Annotated in this window: 19 protein-coding genes and 1 tRNA gene; 8 read left to right on the top strand and 12 right to left on the bottom strand. The window is 59.5% G+C overall.

Annotation, left to right across the window (positions count from 1 at the left end):
- Nucleotides 1-18 precede the first annotated feature (18 nt).
- Nucleotides 19-513: a type II secretion system major pseudopilin GspG gene (gene gspG, locus FPL22_RS12175; protein ID WP_238991407.1), complete on the bottom strand. Its 495-nt coding sequence runs from the start codon at nt 511-513 to the stop codon at nt 19-21.
- Nucleotides 514-535: 22 nt separating this feature from the next.
- Nucleotides 536-610: transfer RNA gene (locus FPL22_RS12170), tRNA-Arg, on the bottom strand.
- 91 nt (nt 611-701) lie between these two features.
- On the opposite strand from FPL22_RS12170, the gene rpsR reads away from it, so the two are divergent.
- Entirely contained in the window at nt 702-896 is a 195-nt protein-coding gene (rpsR, locus tag FPL22_RS12165; protein WP_144230688.1) for a 30S ribosomal protein S18, read from the top strand.
- A gap of 60 nt (nt 897-956) precedes the next feature.
- A complete protein-coding gene (locus FPL22_RS12160; protein ID WP_144230687.1) occupies nt 957-1,958 on the top strand; it encodes an L-threonylcarbamoyladenylate synthase in 1,002 nt (333 codons plus the stop codon).
- Between the two features lie 50 nt (nt 1,959-2,008).
- Here FPL22_RS12160 and FPL22_RS12155 read toward each other — a convergent pair whose 3' ends face one another.
- Genes FPL22_RS12155 through FPL22_RS12145 form a run of 3 tightly spaced genes read right to left on the bottom strand, consistent with a single transcriptional unit; the run spans nt 2,009 to nt 6,091 of the window.
- Nucleotides 2,009-4,243: a GumC family protein gene (locus tag FPL22_RS12155; RefSeq protein ID WP_144230686.1), complete on the bottom strand. Its 2,235-nt coding sequence runs from the start codon at nt 4,241-4,243 to the stop codon at nt 2,009-2,011.
- Between the two features lie 20 nt (nt 4,244-4,263).
- Nucleotides 4,264-4,941, bottom strand: a complete 678-nt coding sequence (locus tag FPL22_RS12150; RefSeq protein WP_238991406.1) for a polysaccharide biosynthesis/export family protein — start codon at nt 4,939-4,941, stop codon at nt 4,264-4,266.
- 10 nt (nt 4,942-4,951) lie between these two features.
- Nucleotides 4,952-6,091: an outer membrane beta-barrel protein gene (locus tag FPL22_RS12145; protein ID WP_144230685.1), complete on the bottom strand. Its 1,140-nt coding sequence runs from the start codon at nt 6,089-6,091 to the stop codon at nt 4,952-4,954.
- A gap of 275 nt (nt 6,092-6,366) precedes the next feature.
- Here FPL22_RS12145 and FPL22_RS12140 point away from each other — a divergent pair, with 275 nt between their 5' ends.
- Entirely contained in the window at nt 6,367-8,028 is a 1,662-nt protein-coding gene (locus FPL22_RS12140) for a tetratricopeptide repeat protein (RefSeq protein WP_144230684.1), read from the top strand.
- Nucleotides 8,029-8,057: 29 nt separating this feature from the next.
- On the opposite strand, the gene hisC is transcribed toward FPL22_RS12140, so the two are convergent.
- On the bottom strand, nt 8,058-9,152 hold the full coding sequence (gene hisC / locus FPL22_RS12135; protein ID WP_144230683.1) for a histidinol-phosphate transaminase: 1,095 nt from the start codon (nt 9,150-9,152) through the stop codon (nt 8,058-8,060).
- Between the two features lie 46 nt (nt 9,153-9,198).
- Entirely contained in the window at nt 9,199-9,798 is a 600-nt protein-coding gene (locus FPL22_RS12130; protein WP_144230682.1) for an HAD family hydrolase, read from the bottom strand.
- Nucleotides 9,799-9,921: 123 nt separating this feature from the next.
- Here FPL22_RS12130 and FPL22_RS12125 point away from each other — a divergent pair, with 123 nt between their 5' ends.
- The 4 genes from FPL22_RS12125 (at nt 9,922) to FPL22_RS12110 (ending at nt 14,598) form a co-directional block, all read left to right on the top strand.
- Complete coding sequence (locus FPL22_RS12125; RefSeq protein ID WP_144230681.1) at nt 9,922-11,421, top strand: SulP family inorganic anion transporter; 1,500 nt, start codon at nt 9,922-9,924, stop codon at nt 11,419-11,421.
- A 120-nt stretch (nt 11,422-11,541) separates the two neighbouring features.
- Nucleotides 11,542-12,618: a helix-turn-helix domain-containing protein gene (locus FPL22_RS12120; RefSeq protein WP_144230680.1), complete on the top strand. Its 1,077-nt coding sequence runs from the start codon at nt 11,542-11,544 to the stop codon at nt 12,616-12,618.
- A gap of 68 nt (nt 12,619-12,686) precedes the next feature.
- Nucleotides 12,687-13,283: an NAD(P)H-dependent oxidoreductase gene (locus FPL22_RS12115; protein ID WP_144230679.1), complete on the top strand. Its 597-nt coding sequence runs from the start codon at nt 12,687-12,689 to the stop codon at nt 13,281-13,283.
- Nucleotides 13,284-13,440: 157 nt separating this feature from the next.
- Entirely contained in the window at nt 13,441-14,598 is a 1,158-nt protein-coding gene (locus tag FPL22_RS12110; RefSeq protein WP_144230678.1) for an aldo/keto reductase, read from the top strand.
- 38 nt (nt 14,599-14,636) lie between these two features.
- Here the strand turns inward: FPL22_RS12110 and arsB are convergent, their stop codons facing one another.
- From arsB to FPL22_RS12090, 4 genes are read right to left on the bottom strand one after another with little or no spacing between them, the layout of a single operon-like run.
- A complete protein-coding gene (gene arsB / locus FPL22_RS12105) occupies nt 14,637-15,701 on the bottom strand; it encodes an ACR3 family arsenite efflux transporter (RefSeq protein WP_144230677.1) in 1,065 nt (354 codons plus the stop codon).
- Entirely contained in the window at nt 15,698-16,162 is a 465-nt protein-coding gene (locus FPL22_RS12100; protein WP_144230676.1) for an arsenate reductase ArsC, read from the bottom strand. The genes arsB and FPL22_RS12100 overlap by 4 nt, the downstream gene beginning before the upstream one ends.
- 27 nt (nt 16,163-16,189) lie before the next feature.
- Entirely contained in the window at nt 16,190-16,684 is a 495-nt protein-coding gene (locus FPL22_RS12095) for a DUF6428 family protein (RefSeq protein WP_162525269.1), read from the bottom strand.
- 11 nt (nt 16,685-16,695) lie between these two features.
- Nucleotides 16,696-17,085 carry a metalloregulator ArsR/SmtB family transcription factor gene (locus FPL22_RS12090; protein ID WP_144230674.1) on the bottom strand — a complete coding sequence of 130 codons (390 nt, stop codon included), beginning with the start codon at nt 17,083-17,085 and terminating at the stop codon, nt 16,696-16,698.
- Between the two features lie 130 nt (nt 17,086-17,215).
- Here FPL22_RS12090 and FPL22_RS12085 point away from each other — a divergent pair, with 130 nt between their 5' ends.
- Entirely contained in the window at nt 17,216-17,827 is a 612-nt protein-coding gene (locus FPL22_RS12085; protein WP_144230673.1) for an MIP/aquaporin family protein, read from the top strand.
- Nucleotides 17,828-17,899: 72 nt separating this feature from the next.
- Here FPL22_RS12085 and FPL22_RS12080 read toward each other — a convergent pair whose 3' ends face one another.
- Entirely contained in the window at nt 17,900-19,051 is a 1,152-nt protein-coding gene (locus FPL22_RS12080; RefSeq protein ID WP_415663375.1) for a DEAD/DEAH box helicase, read from the bottom strand.
- Nucleotides 19,052-19,654: the final 603 nt, after the last annotated feature.

Genomic DNA, 19,654 nt, shown 5'->3' with positions numbered 1-19,654 from the left:
CGGCACGGCGTCGATGCCTTACCAGTTGCCGATGTCGTCAGGCGTTCCCTCGGTCTTGTCTGCGCCCTTGGAGTAGAGATCGTAGCTGTCCTTGTTCTTCACGCCGGGAAAACGATAAACATACGCTTCCTGCCAGGGGTCCATCGGGAGTTTGCCACCGGGGGTTTCGATATATGGCCCCTTCCAGTTATCGGCCTTGTTTTGCGGCGCGCTGACCAATGCCTGCAAACCTTCCGCCGTGGAAGGGTAGCCGCCCATATCAATACGATACGCGGTGAGCGGGGTCTTGACGCTGGAATTAACGAAAAGGCGGGCGATGTCTTCTTGTTTAGCGCCAAAGATGCCGCCAACTTTGGTCACGGCCAGGCCGACCAGCAGGCCGATAATAGCCAGCACGACAAGAATTTCGAGCAGGGTAAACGCACGGCGGGCCGCGCGGAGGGAGTTACGATGGGGGAAATGCATACGCTTGGAGGGGATGACGGTAACGGGTGACAAAAGTTGCGGTCTCATGTTGCGAAAGCGATTGGAAAGCTGGTGCCCCCGCCGGGAATCGAACCCGGATCCGTTGTTTAGGAAACAACTGTTCTATCCGTTGAACTACAAGGACGGCAAAAATGACCGAATCGGGCCGAAGTTGGGGGCTGGATTGTAGGTTGACAATCTTTGCCTGCGCAGGCTTTCATTCTCCCCTTTTTCAAATGAGCACGACCGAAACCACCCAGCAGACCGTCAACGCGGAGAACATTCCGTTCACCACGCCCCAGGCCATGCGCAACTTCGTTACCGACACCGGTAAGATCCTTCCGCGCAAATACACCCACCTGTCCGCCAAGCAGCAGCGCGCCGTTACGAAGACCATCAAACAGTCCCGTAACAACCTGCTCGCCCTCTAAGCGACAGATCAGGATTTCCCAGCCAAGGCCGGAGCTTATCCCTCCGGCCTTTTTCATGCCATGAGCACGACACCCACCGCCCGCGTTTACCGCCCGACTCCGCGAAATCTCGCGCTGCTGGCGCGGATTCTCGCCGAGGGCGGTCTGGTCGCCGCTCCCACCGAGACCGTCTACGGTCTGGCCGCAGATGCGCTCAACGCCAAGGCCTGCCGGGCAATTTTTCGCGCCAAAGGCCGCCCGGCTAATGATCCGCTCATCGTCCACGTTGCCAGCATTGAGCAAGCCGATGAGATTGCCGTGCTCAACGATGCCGCGCGCAAGGTAGCCAAACTCTTCTGGCCCGGCCCGCTCACCTTGGTCCTGCCCAAACGCGACGGCGTCCCCGACATCGTAACGTCCGGCTTGGCGAGCGTCGCCGTGCGCCTGCCGTCCCATCAACTTTTCCGCGAACTCATCCGTCGCAGCGGCTGCCCGCTCGCCGCACCGAGTGCCAATCCCTTCGGCTATGTGAGCCCGACCACGGCGGCGCATGTGCGCGATGGTCTGGGTAAACGTATCGGCCACATCCTCGACGGTGGCTCAGCCAAGATCGGCGTTGAGTCCACCATCCTCGATTTGCGTGACCCCAAACACCCAGTGCTGCTCCGTCCGGGTGCGGTATCGCGCGAAGCCTTGGCCCGCGTGCTCGGGCGCACGGTCACTGTTCATCGCCGCGCCACGCCGGCATCGACTGCGGCGATCGCTCCCGGGTTGCTCGAGCGCCACTACAGTCCGCGCACACCCCTCACGTTGGTTCGCAAATTAACACCCGCGCTCATCCAAAAAACGGGCGACAAGCACGCGCTGCTCTTCATGCAAAAACCGGCGCAGATCAGTGACCGCACCTTCTGGCTCGCCGAGGCACCCAACGCTTTTGATCAAGCGGCTCACAACCTGTTCGACCGTTTGCGCTCACTGGACAACGGCGACTGGGATCACATCCACGCAGAACTCGCGCCGGGCTCCGATGCCTTGGCGCTGGCGGTCAATGACCGCCTGCGCCGCGCCGCCGCCAAACGCTAAAAAAGGCGACCCGTTATGGGTCGCCTTTTTTGTGGTAGAATAAACGAAGCTTACCGCTCCGGAGTCGCATCGTCCTTGGACATCACGACGTAGTAATCCTTGTAGGACTTGTCGTAATACTGCGCGTAGTAATAACCGGATACCGCCAGGTTGAGACCGTTCAACACCGCACCGAAGACCGGCACGTTCGCCTCCAAGAGCTTCTTCGCGCTGAACTGGGCGGCCTTGCGGCGGACCTTGTTGAAGAAAATCGTGAAGACCGAGCCATCGACCAAGGGAAGGATGATGAGGGCATCGCTCACCGCCGCGAGCGGAGGCGTATCAAAGAACACGCGATCGTAGCGCTTGCGCAGATCGGCGATCATCGACTCGAAGTTTTTACCGTTAAGAATCTGGGTCGGATTCTTCGCACGGCCGCCGGTGGGAATCACATCAAGATTCGGGTGCACGCCGCGAATCACGACATCATCAATCGTCGCGGTGCCCGCGCAGATATCGATGACACCTTTACGATTCTCCAAACGGAACGATTTATGAATGTTCGGCTTGCGAAGGTCGCAGTCGACAACTGCCACACGCTCGCCATGGGCGGCGAAGGTCAGCGCCAGATTCGTCGTCGTGAAGGACTTACCCTCACCGGGAATCGTGCTCGTCACCAGGATACACTGCGCATTCTTGCTCTCGTCCTTAAGACGAAGGCTGGAGTGCAACGTGAGGAAAGCTTCGCACACTTGGCGATCGGCATTGTTGATGACGATCTGAGCCTTGTCCGGCTGCTCCATCTTTTTGATCTGAGGAATGATGCCGATCAAAGGCAAACCGACGACCGCCTCGATATCGAACGAGCTCTTCACGCGGTCGTCGATGAATGCGACAAAGAACGCAAAGGCCAAGCCGAGGGCGAGACCGCCACCGAAGCCCACGCCCAAATAGAGCGGGATTTTCGGCGACACGTAATTGTCCTCTTGCGAGGGCGAAGCGCGATCCACCACACGGGCGCTCTGCGTTTCCATGGTGGCGATCATGGTCGTGTCCCTCATACGTGAAATGAGGTTCTGCAAGAGCTCTTGATTGATCAGCAGCTTGCGGGAGCGTTCGTCGTATTCGACGGCCGCACGATCCAGCTCCATCGTCTCCTTGCTTGCCTGAACCAGTGAACCGCGGGCCTGCTCGTCGTTGCGGCGGGCGTTTTGGTATTCGGATTCGATGGTGGCGGACGCATTTTCGATGGCTCGTTTCAACTCCTGCTCGGCCTGCGCGAGGGAGTTCATCGTCTCCATCATGATCGGATGCTTCTCGCGGTAACGATCACGCAGCTGGGCCACCATGATCTTCTTGCTGGAAACTTCTTTCACCAGCTGGTCGATCAGCGGCTGGGTCGCGATGAAGGAAAGCTCGGTCAGATCGCCGCCGGTCGCCTTGCGCTCCTGCACCTGCTTCCAACGGATCTCCGAGTCCTTCAACTTGGCGTCCGTCTGGGTCACATAAAGATTCAGCGCCTTGAGCTTTTCCGTAACGATGTCTTTGCGCTGATCCAGCGAGATCATGTTGTTCTTCTCGCGGTAGGTCTGGAGTTCGTTGGCCAGATCGTTGACGGTGCGCTCCTGCTGCTCGGCGCGGATTTTCAACTCCTCAACCGCCTTCAGTGAGTCGTCGATACGGACGCGCGAACTATACGCGATGAACTCATCGACGAACAGATTGGCCACCTTCGCCGCGATCAGACGGTCCGGATGGCGATAAACCACATTGATGACCAAGCTGAGACGCTTGGGGGCGATCTTGCGGTTTTCGCCCAACACTTCGAGCGGCGTCACCGGATCGCTGCCTTTGCCCTTTTCGTAAGGAGCCATGAACTGGCGCATGTCTTCGCCGGTGATACGTTCGGCAACTTTCTGAATGATCGCACCACTGCTCAGAACTTCGACGACCGTATTAAGATCTTCGGTTCCACGGACAGTTTCATCAACGACCTGTTCGACCTTGGTCATCACCGTCGGCCCGCTGCGCAAAATGTGCACGCTGGCGACCGATTGATAAATTTTCGTCTGGCTGAACGTGTAAACCAACGCCGAGGAGAACACGACGAGGAACACCACGATGATATACCAGATGCGTTCGCGCAGGATCAGCGCGTAATCACGGAATCCGCGCTGCATGGAGGTTTCGCCTCCATAGCCGACCGCAGAATAACCCGCATAGCCACCACCGTAGCCATAATCACCCGAGCCCTGTTGTTGTCCCTGATTTTGATTCGGGGACTGATGCTTGAAATTCGAATCCATGAATAAGCGCCTCTGACTTTTTAAAGAATGCGTTCCGGCACAAAGATGATGTCGTTCACGAGGAGCGGCCAGCTGTTGCTGGAGCTGCCCTTGATGAGATCATCGACGTTGATAATGTAAGTGTCGCTTTTGCCATCGCTGTTGGTGCGGGTCAGCTTGACCTGCGAGCGATTGGCCAGACGACTGAAACCTCCGGCGCGAGAAATGGCATCAAGGAGCGTCAGCCCCTCTTCCTGGGGAAAGAGCACCGCACCCGGTTGATTGACTTGGCCGATCACGTTAACCGTGCGCTTGGCATATTCGATCACCACGACGTTGACCTGAGGATTCACCAGATAATCGCGGTCATAGAGCTCGCGAATAAGGTCCTCTGCCTGACGCAGCGACTTGCCCTTCACGTCCACTTTGCCGATCAGCGGCAGGGTAATGGAATACTCTTTGGAGACGCGCACGTCACGCTTCAGGTTTTCCTCCTGGAATACTTGAATATTCAACAAGTCGGACGGCTGAAGAACGTAGTCCTGCGCCGCGGCGGCAGGAAGTGGCCGTTGCTCGGCGGCCGAAAGCGAAAACGAAAAAACCAGGGAGCAGAAAAAAAGAACGGAAGTTTTAAACGTGGGCGACATGGGCACGGGCAAGGGGAGAAAAAAAAACGGAAGAAGACCAAATGATCTTCTTCCGTCGAAAGGAATGGTCAAGCCAGCCCTATTAGTAGCGAGCCGAGATCGACAGGGAAACGACGTTGTTGGAGAACTCGTTTGCAGCGCCAGCGTCCGAGGAGTTGTCGCGGAAGATATACGTCAAGCTGGTGCTCAGGTGGGTGTTGATGAGGTAGGTGGCACCAACAGAAGCCTGGACGTAATCATCCGTGCGGGAAACATTCTGGTAATCCAGCATGCGGTAGGTAAGAGCGGCATTCAGGCGCCAATCAACCGTGATGGCACTGGAAGCACCGATGGTGATTTCACTGTTCTCGTAAGAAGCACCACCAGCGGTCGCGTTGCTGAAGTTACGCGAAGCAGCGAGGGTGAACTGGGTCTTGTCAGAGTAGGCGTAGGCCAGCGAGGCGTCCGCACCGATCGAATCATCGTCATCCGGGCCGATGTTCACGCTGCGGGTGTTATAACCCACGCTGAACGAACCGCTGAGCTTGGGGGTAAAGGAACCACGGGCACCGACGTTGTAGTAGTAAGCGTCATATTCAGCACCGTTATCGAGCTCGGTGTTGGTGTAACGAATACCCGCGCTGACGTCGACCTTGGGGGTCAGTTCGTAATAGATGTTAACCGGAACCGTGTAGCTCTCCTCTTCAGTGTAAGCGGGATCTTTGTAGTCGACGTGGCTGTAAGCGATGCCGGCGCCGGCGCTGATCTTCTCTGAGAAGGCGAGTTCGCCGTTCACGCCGACATCGGCGACATGACGCTCGACGAGTTTACCGTTAGGAACGACATCAACCGTGGGTTGATCGAGCTCTTTGAACGAGGCGTTGGCGCCCAACTTGAGGCTGCCGTTATCATAGGTGGAGTTACCACCGATGGCGAGGAGCTGGTTGTTCAAGTTGTCGTTGTCAGCGTAGCTCGTGAGAGTGGCGGTGCCGATCAGGTTGCCTTTGATCAGGGAATCCTTGCCGAACTGAAGATCAAAGCCGGGGACAAACGTGAAGATCGTGTCTTCCAGCTCAGGAGAGCCGGGGACGCCGGAGGCCAGCAGGATGTTGTCGTTATAGGCGACACTGGCTTCACCAGTGGCAAAAAGCTCGGCGTTGTCGCCAATGGCGAGGAACGGAGCGGCAAACGCAGAACTGCCCACGCAGCTCAAGATAGTCAGGTTACGGACGATGTTCTTCATGAGTAAATGTGGCGAACTTAGGAACGGTTATATGGCGGAATCCAAAACTGTTTCGATCAAGATATTCTTAGCTTGGCTGTCAGGGGATTGAATCTCAGCAGAAGTTTGTTGCTAAAAAAGGACTGAGAGCAAGGTTGCTCGAATAGATTGCGTTGGAAAATACTGCTCCCGACAAGAGCCGCAAAAAAGATGCAACCGCCCTCCCAACGCAAGGCTATTTTGAACCCAAGGCCGCTGCTCCCTTTCCACAAAGCCCCCTGCCCTTCATTTCGCCCATGACCGAGCCTCTTTCCAACGCGGACGACTTAAAACACATCGAGCAGCGCCAGCCTCTCCAGCACAAAGGATTGCGCCGTTTTGCTCCTTTTTGGATCCGCCGCACATCCAAGGGCTGGCAGGTTCAGGTGTTTTGGAAATGGCTGGCCGTATCCTTGGTAATTTTGGGCATCATGGGATGGCTGGGTGGCGCTTCCGCCGCCTATGTTTTTGTAAAATACAAGCGCGGGTTCACCGAGGCGCGGTTTACCGACATCATGTTCCTGCGCTGGGACGCCTATCAGGTTTCTGCGGGCGATTTTTTCATTAAGAACGCTCAGGAGGACCTGAAGAAGCAAAAGTTCCGTGAGGCTTTTTACGGACTTCGCTTGGGTTTGATCAAATCACCCGCCAACAAGGAAGGCCGTCTCCTGCTGGCCCAATTCTACGGCCTCTGGAAACGCCCGGACCTCACCCGCCAGACCCTGCTGGACGGTTTTGCGTATCACAAAAACGATACCGACTACCTGAAGACGCTCTTCTCATTCCTGCTCCAACAGCAGGATGATCAACAGGTCATAAGCTATTACAAACAATTGCTGGGCAATGATTCAACGATCAGCCCTCGCAACCAATTAGTTGCCCTCGCAGCCGCTTCTTCGTGCTATTTTCGCGGTAACTACGATGAAGCGGAGGCCATTCTCCAACGCTATCAGCTGGAAGGCTCGCGCGATGGACGCCTGCTCATCGCCCGCATCAACTGGGAAACCGGCGCGCGTGATCAGGCGATCGACCGCTTGCGTGCACTCGCCTCGGAGATGCCCAACGATGAAGAGCTCTACACCCAGACCGTGACCTACCTCCGCGAAGCGGGTCGCGACGATGAGGCGCGTCGCGAGAGTTTTGTTCGCGCCCTCGCCAATCCCCGCAACGCCCGTGCCCGCATCGACCAGCTCTACGCCTACCAAAAAGAGGGCGATGCGGCTTCCGTGAAATCCAACGTCGAGGAGATCTTTAACGACTTCTCCTCCGATCCCAACGCCTTGCTCGCACTGGCCGACTTCGCCGCCAATTCCGGCGACCCCGTGCTCGCCCGCCGCATCTATGATCACGCCAAGGCCCGAAACCTGAACTGGGAAGGCGCCGCCCTCATGACGGTCGAGGCCAACATCGTCGCCAAAAAATACCAGGCCGCCATCGAGATGGTCCGTCTGCTCCAAAGCGAAAACCCCGATTGGAACAAACGCTACTATTCCGTCTTCAACGGCCTCCAGGCCATCGCCCACTATGGCTTGGGCGACGCCGAAGCCGCCCAGCTTTTCCTCAACAATTTCCTTGGTCAAAACAATGTCCGCGCCGACAACCTCATCGCTGTCTCGAAGCGCTTGCTGACCGTCGGCGCCAAGGCCCAAGCCCGCCAGGTGCTCGATCAAGCCGTCCAAGCCGATCCGCTGAATCAAGCCGCCCTCAGCAATCTGGTGCAGCTCGATCTGGACTTGAACAACACGCCTCCGCTGGCCGCCAACGTCCGCAAGCTCCTCGCGATGCGCAAGCCCTCGCAGGCCGTCCTCCGTTCCGCCTATCGCCAGCTCGGCAGCGATCTCTTCCTCTTCTCGCCCGACCGCACCGCCCTGCTTCAGGATCTGCGCGCCGCACTGACTGTGTCGCTGTCGAAATCCTGAAGCCTGTCGCGACGCCGGCGCGCAAGCCATCAACCGCGCAAGACGTCGGCCAGCGTGGTCAGCAAACGCTGGTTCTGCGCCGGCGTTCCGACCGTTACGCGCAACCACTCGGGCATGCCGTAAGCCCGCATCGGCCGCACGATCACGCCGCGTTTCTGCAATTCGACGAACACTCGCGCACCGTCCCCGACCTTCACCAGAAGGAAGTTTGCCACGCTCGGCACGATCTCCAGTCCCATAGCCTTGAAGCCAGCTTCAAGCTGCCCGAGCCCCACCCGGTTTTCACGGGCGCACTTCGCCGTGAACGCACCGTCATCCAGCGCCGCGATCGCCGCCGCCTGGCCGATGGCATTCACGTTGAACGGCTGACGCACGCGATTCAGCAGCGACGCCAGCTCCGGCGACGCGTAACCATAACCCACTCGCAACGAGGCCAGTCCGTAGATTTTTGAAAACGTGCGCAGACAGACGACCTTGCGCCCTTCACGAATCAGCGGACGCAGATCCGGCGGATTATCCAAATACTCCGCATACGCCTCATCGTAAGCGAACACCACGTGCTCCGGCAGCCCGCGTGCAAACGCCAGCAGCTCCGCCTCAGTATTGGCCGTGCCCATCGGATTGTTGGGGCTCGGCACAAACACCAGTTTAGTCTTCGGCGTGATCGCCGCCGCCAGTGCGGCGAGATCGTGCGTGTGATTGACCAGCGGCACTTCCACCGGCTTCGCGCCGAAGAGCAACGTCACTAGTTTATAAACCGCAAACGACGGGTTGCCCATGACGACTTCGTCGCCCGGACGTAGGAAAACATGCCCGAGGAGCTCGATGATTTCATTCGATCCGTTGCCGACCACGAACTGCGCAGGCTCCAGTTGATAAACCTTCGCCAGCTTCGCCCGCAGCGCTACGCATCCACCATCCGGATACAACTCGCCTTGATCGAGCGCCCGCACCGCCGCGGCTTTCGCCAGCGGAGACGGACCAAACGGGTTTTCGTTCGACGCGAGCTTGATGATCGTCGCCGGATCGAGACCGAGTTCGCGCGCCACATCCTCGATGGGCTTGCCCGGTTCGTAAACCGGCTGGGTGAGGACAGAGGGATTAACGAGGGCTTCCAGCTTCATGAAGCGTCCAGCCAAGCCGATCCTGCCGTCCGGCAAAAGCCTTTTGTCACACCACGCGACTCGGCACGCGCACGACTTGCATGCCCGCCGCCAAGGCCGCGCGAATGCCCGGCTCGGCGTCCTCGAACACCAGGCATTGCGCCGGCGGCACACCCATCTGCCGCGCCGCCTCCAAAAACATATCCGGCTCCGGCTTCCCGCGCCCCGGCCCCACATCTTTCGGCGTCACCACGATTTTGAAGAGATCGTCCAAGCCCGCCGCCTTGATCGCGGGCAAGGCGATTTCCGGCATGCCACCGGTCGCAATCGACACCGGATGCGTCAGCGACATACGACGCGCAAATTCCACGACCGGCGCGATGTGTTCGACCGCGTCCAACATGGTCAGAAAAAACCCTTCCTTGGTGTGCTCCACCTTCAACGGATCCACCACCAGCCCGTAATGCGCACCGATCAGCTCGGCGACCCGCACCGTGGGCACTCCACCCAGCGAATAAAACAGATCCTCGTTCAACACTTCGCCAAGCCCGTGCTGACGCATCGCGGAGTCCCAGGCACGGTAATGAAGCGGCATCGTATTGATGAGCGTGCCATCAAGATCGAAGATATAACCGGCGAAATCACCTGCGGGAATGTCGAGCTGCATGATTGGGCGAAATCCTTCGCCGTCGCGGACGAATCGCAAGCCCGCCCCGCGGAAACTTGGCCTTGCCATCCCTCCCCTCGCCACGAACGTCACGCCACTTTAACCGCACGCCCGCTCAGCGCCATGTCCGCCTCCTCTCTTTCGCCTTCATATAAACAACAATGGTTCGGTAACCCCGTCCGCGATCTCCTCGCCGGCACGGTCGTCGCGCTCGCGCTCATCCCTGAATCCATCGCGTTCTCCATCATCGCCGGCGTCGATCCCAAGGTCGGTCTCTACGCCTCCTTCTGCATCGCGGTCACCATCGCCTTCGTCGGTGGCCGCACCGGCATGATCTCCGCCGCCACCGGCGCGATCGCCCTCCTCGTCGTCAATCTCGTCAAAGACCACGGCCTCCAATACCTGCTCGCCGCCACACTGCTCACCGGCGTCATTCAAATCATCTTCGGCTTTCTGAAGCTGGGTAATCTCATGCGGTTCGTCGCACGCTCGGTCGTGATCGGCTTCGTCAACGCCCTCGCGATCATCTACATTCTCAAGCAGCTCCCCGAGTTCAACGGCCAGGGCCCGCTCATGTATGCCTGCGTCGCCGGCGGCCTCGCGATCATCTACGGTTTTCCCTTCATCACCAAAGCCGTCCCGTCCCCGATCATCTGCATCATCATCCTCACCGGCCTTTCCATGTGGTTCGGCTGGGCCGATGCGGACCTCCTCCGCACCGTCGGCGACATGGGCCAGCTTCCGTCCGCCCTGCCGTCCTTCGCCTGGCCCGACTTCCCGCTCACTTGGGAAACCTTCCTCATCATCCTCCCCTATTCGCTTTCGATGGCGGTGGTCGGCCTGCTCGAATCCCTCATGACCGCCACCATCGTGGACGACTACACCAACACGTCCTCCGACAAGAATCGCGAATGCAAGGGCCAGGGCATCGCCAACCTGGTCTCAGGTCTCTTCGGCGGCATGGGCGGCTGCGCCATGATCGGCCAGACGGTCATCAACGTAAAAACCGGCGGACGCGGGCGCCTCTCCACGTTCTGGGCCGGCACCTTTCTCTTGATTCTCGTCGTGCTGCTGGGCCGCTGGGTCTCGCAAATCCCCATGGCCGCCCTTGTAGCCGTGATGATCATGGTCGCACTCAGCACCTTCAGCTGGGCCTCGTTAAAAAACATCCGCGTGTATCCAAAAACCGCGACATTCATCACCTTCAGCACGGTCGCCGTCGTGCTCGGCACCGACAACCTCGCCCTCGGCGTCGGTGTCGGCGTGTTGCTCAGCGCCCTCTGCTTCGCCGCGCGTATCGCCAGGCTCCTCGACGTCACCGCGCACACCGGGCAGACGCCCGACGAAATGGTTTACCACGTGCGCGGCCAGCTGTTCTTCGCATCGACGACCACGTTCACCGACGCCTTCGACTTTAACGCCGCCCCGCGCACCGTGATCATCGATGTCACCCACGCGCATTTCTGGGACACGACCTCCATCAGCGCCCTCGACAAGGTCGTGCTCAAGTTCCGCCAGCAAGGCGCCGAGGTCGAAGTCTCCGGACTCAACGACCAGAGCAAAGCCATCGTCGAACGCCTCGCCATCTACAAAAAACCCGGAGCCGCCACCTCCGCGCACTAAAATGCAGACGGCGCTAGAAGAGCGCCGTCTGGCATGTCCGGATCAATGGCGTATTCGGCAAATAGATTGGCGGATTTCGCCAATTACAGGCTCGGTCTTTTGCGATAGAGTAGATCCACGATGAACTCCACCGGCACCGATAGCCCCAAGTCCCTCGCGAATCACTTTCGCGTCAGCGGCCATGCGCAGGATCGGATCAAGCTGCCGGGGGTTTTCTGGGCGGGCCTGAAAGCCATCGGACTTAGCCCAACCGTCGTCCTCCGTCACAGCGAGCTTCCTCCCACGGTTTACAGCGGAGAAACCTTCGTCACCACCCCTCAGAATTTCGCGATCTGGCGATCGATTCGTGAACTGTCGGGCGACCCGACGATGGGCTGGAAATTCATGAGCCAGGTCGAAACAGACCAGTATCATCCGACGCTCCTCGCCGCCTTGCACGCCCGCACCTATCGCGAATCCATCGAGCGACTCGCCCGCTACAAACAACTCTGCAGCGCCGAAGAATTCCGATTCACGCCGAAGGGCGACGAGATGCTGGTCGAGGTCTCGTGGCCTTTCGCGGAAGGCGTGCAGCCGCCCGTGCTGTTGATCGACGCGGTGTTTGCGCTCGTTACCGAACTGGGCCGCCGCGGCACAAAGACCAAACTCACCCCCAAACGCATCGAACTCACGCGACCCGCCGAACGCGACAACGGCCTCGCCGACTACTTTGGTTGCCCGGTGAAATATCGCGCCACCCGCGACGCGCTCGTGCTCCGCACCGCCGACCTCGCGCTTCCCTTCGCCACGCACAACGACGAGCTCCTGCAAATGCTCGCGCCCCAGTTTGAAACCCAACTCCAGTCCGGCCGCATCGCACCGGGCACGCTCGCCCAAGTGAAATGGATTTTGAAGCGCCTGCTCTCCGGCAGCCGCCCCGATCTTCCCATGGTCGCGAAGGAGCTGGGCATGAGTGATCGCACCCTGCAGCGCCGCATCACCGATGAGGGCACGACCTTCCGCCAACTACTCAACGAAACCCGCCACGAACTGGTTCGCCATTATCTCGGCGACCCGACGGTCGAGATCACCGAGGCAGCCTTTCTGGTCGGCTATGAAGACCCGACCTCGTTCTACCGTGCGTTCCGCGCCTGGGAAGGCACGACGCCGGCCGAGTGGCGCGCCGCGCACCTGAGCCGCCGGGCCAAACGTAACTGACACGCCCCCGTTCACCGCCCGCGCTCCGCGTTGGGTAGCTACTGCTTTAACTTCAACCATAGACCGCCATGAACATCCTCATCATCAACGCCCACCTCACCTACCCTGGCTGGTCCGAGGGTAAACTGAACAACAGCCTCGCGGAACTCGCGAAGACCTTCTTCATCGAGCGCGGGCACACCGTCACCGAAACCAAGATCGAGCGCGGCTATGATCCCGACACCGAAGTCGCCAAGCACGCGACGACCGATCTCGTCATTCTACAGACGCCGGTGAACTGGTTTGGCGCACCGTGGATTTACAAGAAATACGTGGACGAAGTTTTCAACGCCGGCGGCATTGGCACCAAGATCCTTCTTGAAGATGACGGCCGCACTCGCTCCGACCCGACCCGCCAATACGGCACGGGCGGTAAAATGCAGGGAAAGAGGTTTATGGTCTCAGCGACTTGGAATGCCCCGCACGAAGCCTTCGATAATCCACACGGCATCCTTTACGGCGGCAAAGGAACGGCAGACGTGTTTCTCAACATCACCTCGAGTTACAAGTTCTGCGGTTACGACGTGCTCCCCGATTTCAACGTGTTCGACATTTTCAAAAAAATCGAAGCCATCCCTGCCTCGTTCGAAGACTACAAACGGCACTTGGAGACACACTGCCTGTAGTCCGCATTCTGGCGGACTCTGCCAGTCAATTGACGCCTCAGGCCAATGGCAAATGCGCGCAGATCGGCTAAACTTTAAACGTAATTAAAAGCCCACCCGGCGATGACGGTTCCCAAACGCGCCGATCACATACCCAAAAAACAAACCGCGGATTTTTATGAACTCAAACAAATCAGCCACCCCGGAATCGCACACCCGAAATCGCGACCTGCATAGCGTCAGCCGCCGCGATTTCCTCACCCGCACGGCCCTTGTCGGAGCCAGCCTCGCAGTCGGCCCGGCCTCCTGGGCTGCAACGCCAGCTCAATCTCCGGCCCCCGCCAAAACCAAAACGGCCACGCGCAAACTGGGGAAACTCGAAGTCTCCGCCCTCGGCTCCGGCTGCATGAGCATGAGCAGCAATTACGGCCCGCCTGCTCCATTGGACGAAAGTATCCATGTCATCCGCGCAGCCTTCGAACGCGGCGTCACGTTTTTCGATACCGCCGAAGTTTACGGCCCCTACACCAACGAAACCCTCGTTGGCGGAGCCCTCGAACCGTTCCGTGATCAGGTCGCCATCGCGACGAAGTTTGGTTTCAATCTTCAGGCCGGCGGACTCAACAGCCGACCGGAGCACATCAAGCAGGTCGTCGAGCAGTCCCTCAAACGCCTGCGCACCGACCGCATTGAGCTGCTCTACCAACACCGCGTCGATCCGGCTGTGCCGATCGAAGACGTGGCGGGCGCGGTCAAAGAGCTGATCGCCGAGGGCAAGGTGCTGCACTTCGGCCTCTCCGAAGCGAGCCCCCGCACCATCCGCCGGGCCCACGCGGTCCAGCCGGTCGCGGCAGTGCAGACGGAATATTCCGTGATGGAACGCGACCCGGAAAAGAACGGTGTGCTGGCGACGTGCGAAGAACTCGGCATCGGTTTCGTGCCTTGGGGACCGGTGGGCATGGGCTACCTTACGGGCAAAGTCAGGGACCACGCGAAGCTGGATTCGAAAACGGATTATCGCGCCGCGATGGATCGTTTTTCTCAGGAAAACCTGGCCGCCAATTGGCCGGTGGTAGAGTTGCTCCATCGCATTGGCGCGGAGAAAAACGCGACGCCCGCGCAGATCTCCCTCGCCTGGCTCATGGCGCAAAAACCTTGGATCGTTTCCATCCCCGGCACGCGAAACCGAGAGCATTTGAACGAAAACTTGGGCGCTCTTCACGTCGAACTCACCGCCACCGATCTTCAGGAGATCGAAACCGCCTTCGCGAAAATTAAAATCCACGGCGGCCGTATGTCCGCCGCGTTCATGCGCGACGTAGATCATACGACGTGAATGCCTGCGCCGCATCTCTGTCACATAGCGAGAGTGGTTTATTTCACTGCATCACCCACCCGCCGCTTCCACCACAGCGCGACCGCCACTAGCGCGATCAGCGCCGGCACTTCCACCAAGGGTCCGACCACCGCCGCAAACGCTGCGCCCGACGTCAGCCCGAAGACTCCGACGGCCACCGCGATCGCCAGTTCAAAATTATTACCCGCCGCCGTGAACCCCAGCGTCGTTGCCTTCGCGTAATCCGCCCCCGCCTTCACGCTCATCCAAAACGTGACCGTGAACATGATCGCGAAATAAACCACCAGCGGCACCGCGATGTGCAACACGTCCAGCGGACGCGCCAGCACCTGCTCTCCTTGCAAGCTGAACATCACGACAATCGTGAACAACAACGCCCCCAGCGTGATCGGACTGATCGCCGGCAGAAATTTATCGTCAAACCACGCCACCCGTTCCGCCGATCCGCGCCGTAAAATTGCGCGCGTCAACCATCCCGCAATGAACGGAATCCCCAGGTAAACAAACACGCTCCACGCGATGCTCCCGATGGTGATCGCCGACAAATCCAGCACACCAAGATCCACCCCCACCAGCGGCGGCAGCACCTTCAGAAACAGCCACGCAAGCGGTGCAAACGCGAACACCTGAAACAACGCATTCGCCGCCACCAGCCCCGCGCAATACTCGCGACTCCCGCCCGCCAGGTCGTTCCACACAATCACCATTGCGATGCACCGCGCGATGCCCACCAAGACGAGCCCCGCAAAATACTCCGGCTGGTCTCGCAGGAAAATCGCCGCCAGCGCAAACATCAGCACCGGCCCGACCAGCCAGTTCTGAACCAGCGAAAGCCCGAGCACCTTCTTGTCGCGAAACACATCCGCCAACTCCTCGTAACGCACCTTCGCCAGCGGCGGATACATCATCAAAATCAACCCAACCGCAATCGGCACGGATGTCGTCCCCACGCTCCACGACGTCAGCGTCTCCGCCAGCGCCGGAGCGAAACGCCCCAGCGCCACGCCCACGGCCATCGCCAGAAAAATCCACGCCGTCAGCCAGCGATCGAGAAACGACAGTTGTTTCGTGAGTCCGCTCACGCCGCACCTTTCTTGGCAGCACTCTTGAACTGGTCGCGACGTCCGTCGGCATACGCCGTGAACGTGCGACGGATCTCATTCCGCACGCGGCGGAACATCTCCATCTTTTCCTCATCCGTTCCGGTCGCATGCGCCGGATCCTCAAACGGCCAGTGGTGACGGTTCACTTGCCCGGGATAAATCGGACACGCCTGATCCGCGTTGCCACACACCGTGATGACGGTCTCAACCGTTCCCTCAAGAAACTCGTTCATGTGCTTCGAGGTGTGCGCGGAGATATCGACGCCGATCTCGTTCATCACCTCGATCGCGATCGGATGCACATAGCCGGCCGGCTTCGATCCAGCGCTGACGACATTTAAAAAATCACCAGCCGCCGCCCGCAACAATCCCTCGGCGAGATGGCTGCGGCAGGAGTTGCCCGTGCAAAGAATCAAAACAGTGGGTTTTTCAGTGCTCATAAAATCAGGTGAAAATCGTTTCAGGTTTCAACAGCAGCCAGATCCAGGCGTGCAGGTGCCGTCGCTCTTCGGATTGGGAATGCACAAATCCTTCGCGAGACAATCGGTGTGCTTGCCCGCCAGTCGCACAATCAGCGCCGCGCCGGTATTCTCGACCGCTACCACGCGTAGCGTCACAACATTGCAGGCCTCGTATTCCAACTCCATCGGCAAGTCTTCACCCTTCAGCACCGGCGCGGCGAATTCAAACGCCTTCAGCAGCTTCGCACCCGTGATGTGGTGATCGACATCGTCGCCCACCCACGTCTGCAGCAGGCAGGTCGTCACTCGGCGCACCGTGCCACCGCAATCGACAAAGTCTTTCTGCACACGGCCGACTTCGGTCACGTGAAAATGCGCCTCGATCGGCTCACCATCCGGCCAGATCACTGTGATCGGCAGGCCGGGCGCCGCCTTCAGCACCGCACATACCTCGGAAATCAGCAAAGTCGCCTGTTCAGCGTTAGTCGTTGTTGTCGTCATAAAATCAATTTTTAGCAGCAGCACGTCTTGCCCTTGCCCGTTCCGCAGGCCTCGGCGACCGCCGCCGGCGCGCACTCCAGATCGAGTTTCTTCAACCGTGCCAGGTCGCGTTTAAATACCGCATTCTCCGCAGCGCAGTCCTGCAGGCACGCCAGGTTTGCCTTCAACTCAACCGACCGGGTTTTCTCCGCCGGCAACGCATAAATCATCCAATTGCCCGAGCGCTTCGCCGTCACCAGTCCACGCGTCTTCAGGTAGCCGAGGTGCTTCGAAATCTTTACCTGAGGCTCGCCCAGCAAACCTTGAAAATGACACACGCACAGCGGCCCTTGCAGCAGGAGATGCAACAGACGCAGCCGCGTCTCATCGCACAGGCATTGGTAGATTTGCACCAGTTTCATGGCATGATCTACATTCCTTTATCGGAATATAGATCAAGCACCAAACCGTGCCGCCGCCCATTTGTCACACACTGAGAGCGACGTTGCTTTCTGGCTCGGGCGGCTCCATCTCAAAGCCGATCACTTCTTTATGAAAAAATACATCGTCGAGTTCATCGGCACGTTCTTCCTGGTCTTCACGGTCGGCATGGCCGTCCGTAGCGGCAGCCCGCTGGCACCGCTCGCCATCGGTGCGTCACTTATGGTCATGATTTTTGCCGGCGGCCATGTCTCCGGCGGCCACTTCAATCCCGCGGTCACGCTTGCCGTGTGGTTGCGCGGCAAACTCCTCTTGAAGGACGTGATCCCTTACTGGATTGCCCAGATGCTCGCCGGCCTCGTCGCCGGCCTTCTCGTGAATCTCCTGCTTAATCGCATCCAGATGCCCGCTGATCACAACGTGGTTAACTCCCTCGTCGTCGAGTTCCTCTTCACCTTCGCCCTCGCCTGGGTCGTGCTTAACACCGCCACCTCCAAGGGCACGCTCGATAACTCTTTCTACGGCCTCGCGATTGGTTTCACGGTCGTCGCCGGCGCGTTCTCGGTCGGCGGCATCTCGGGTGGCGCGTTCAACCCGGCGGTCGGTTTGGGCGTGGTCGTCATGGGCTTCGAGTCCATCAGCCAGCTCGGCATTTATCTGGCCGCCAATCTCACCGGCGGCGCGGTAGCCGCCTTCGCCTTCAAGCAGCTGGTCGAAGACTGAGCATCCTCATCAAAAGCTCACAAAAAAGCCGGACGAAATTCGTCCGGCTTTTTCATGTCCACCGCGCGTCACTCAACGCGAGCCGCGCATCAGACGGCTCTTCGGCTTGGGCGGCGGAGCTGCCTCGGCCAGCGCCTTCTCGTCAAACAACGCCGAGTAGGTGTAAGGGAAGTTGTCGATTTTCTTCCGCTCGATCGCCGCGCCGATGAAACGCTCGATGGATCGCGCGTCGCGCACGTCGTCCTCGGTCACGAGCGTAAACGCATCGCCGGTCGTCTGCGCGCGACCCGTGCGGCCGATGCGGTGCACGTAGTCCTCGGGGTTCTCCGGCACGTCGTAATTGATGACGTGGGAAACACCCGCGATGTCCAACCCGCGAGCCGCGATGTCAGTCGCAACGAGCACCTCGAACGTGCCGTCCTTGAAGCCTTGCAACGCCTCGACGCGCTCGCGCTGGCTGCGGTCGGAGTGGATCACGCCCACCGTGTGTTTCTCCGCCAGCAGACGATGCGCGATGCGGTCCGCACCCATCTTGGTGCGCGTGAAAATGATGATGCTCTTAAACTCCGTGCGGCGCAGCAGCTCGATCAGCAGGTCGAATTTCTGCGGAGCGACCACCGGATAAAACGCATGAGACACCGTCTCGGCGGCCGAGCGGCGCTGGCCGATCTTGATCTCGACCGGATTGCTCAGCGCCCACGACGAGAGTTGCGCCAGTTCGGGCGGCATCGTCGCGCTGAAGAACAGCGTCTGGCGCACTTTCGGACAGCGCTGGATGATGCGTTTCACGTCGGGCAGGAAGCCCATGTCGAGCATGCGGTCGACTTCGTCGAGCACCAGAATCTCCACGCCCTCGAGGCTGGCGGTGCCTTGCTCCAAATGATCGAGCAGGCGCCCCGGCGTGGCGGCAATCACGTCCACGCCACGGGCGAGGTCGTCGCGTTGTTTGCCGTATCCGACGCCGCCATACACCACGGTGACGGTGAGGTCGGTGTATTTGGCGTATTTTTGAAACGCCTCTTCCACCTGCAACGCGAGTTCGCGCGTCGGCTCGAGCACGAGGCAGCGCGTTTTCTTTTGGTGCGCGCCGAGGCGGTTCATGAGCGGCAGCGCGAAGGCCGCCGTCTTGCCCGTGCCCGTCTGGGCGGAACCGATCACGTCCTTGCCTTCAAGGATCACCGGGATCGCCTGCGCCTGAATCGGCGTCGGCTCATTGTAACCCATCTCGGCGACCGCGAAGGCAATCGCATCACTCAGGCCGATCTTGGTGAAGGCCGTATCCTGCTTGGGGATTTCAATGGCCGCGACCGGCTTGATGGGCGCTCGCGTCGGACCGTCGAAGGATTGGTCGATGGCCGGACGCTCGCGTTTTTCCGCGTGTTTCGGACCACCGCCATGCCCGTGATCGTTGCGGGGACCGGGACCGCGATCGGGGCGCGGACCGTTGTTGCGACGACCGGCGCCCGCTCCGCCACCGCCGCCACCTGCGTTGGGTTCACGCGGCGGACGATCGGGACGGGGCTGGGATTGAGATGAATTGTGCTGATTATGCGGGTGAGCCGGTTTGCCGGGCCCCTTGGAACCTTGTTCGCGAGGACGGGAGTGATCGCCGCCGCGGGCGGGACCGGATTTGGGCTTAACGTCGTAAACAGGATGGCCGCCTTTGAGCTCGGGATTGGCCTTGGACGAAGGGGCGAATGTGTCGCGCAGCTTCGTGATGATCTTTCGTAACATGAATGAACGGATTAAGCTTCGCAGCGTCTGCTAAACGACCGGCTTTGCAACCTTCGATATGGCCGGTGTTGGGACTTGGCTCCGCACTCGCGC

Origin of the sequence: Rariglobus hedericola, from assembly GCF_007559335.1 — a bacterium.
Lineage (GTDB): Bacteria > Verrucomicrobiota > Verrucomicrobiia > Opitutales > Opitutaceae > Rariglobus > Rariglobus hedericola.
This window is presented reverse-complemented; position numbering and strand designations above follow the sequence as displayed.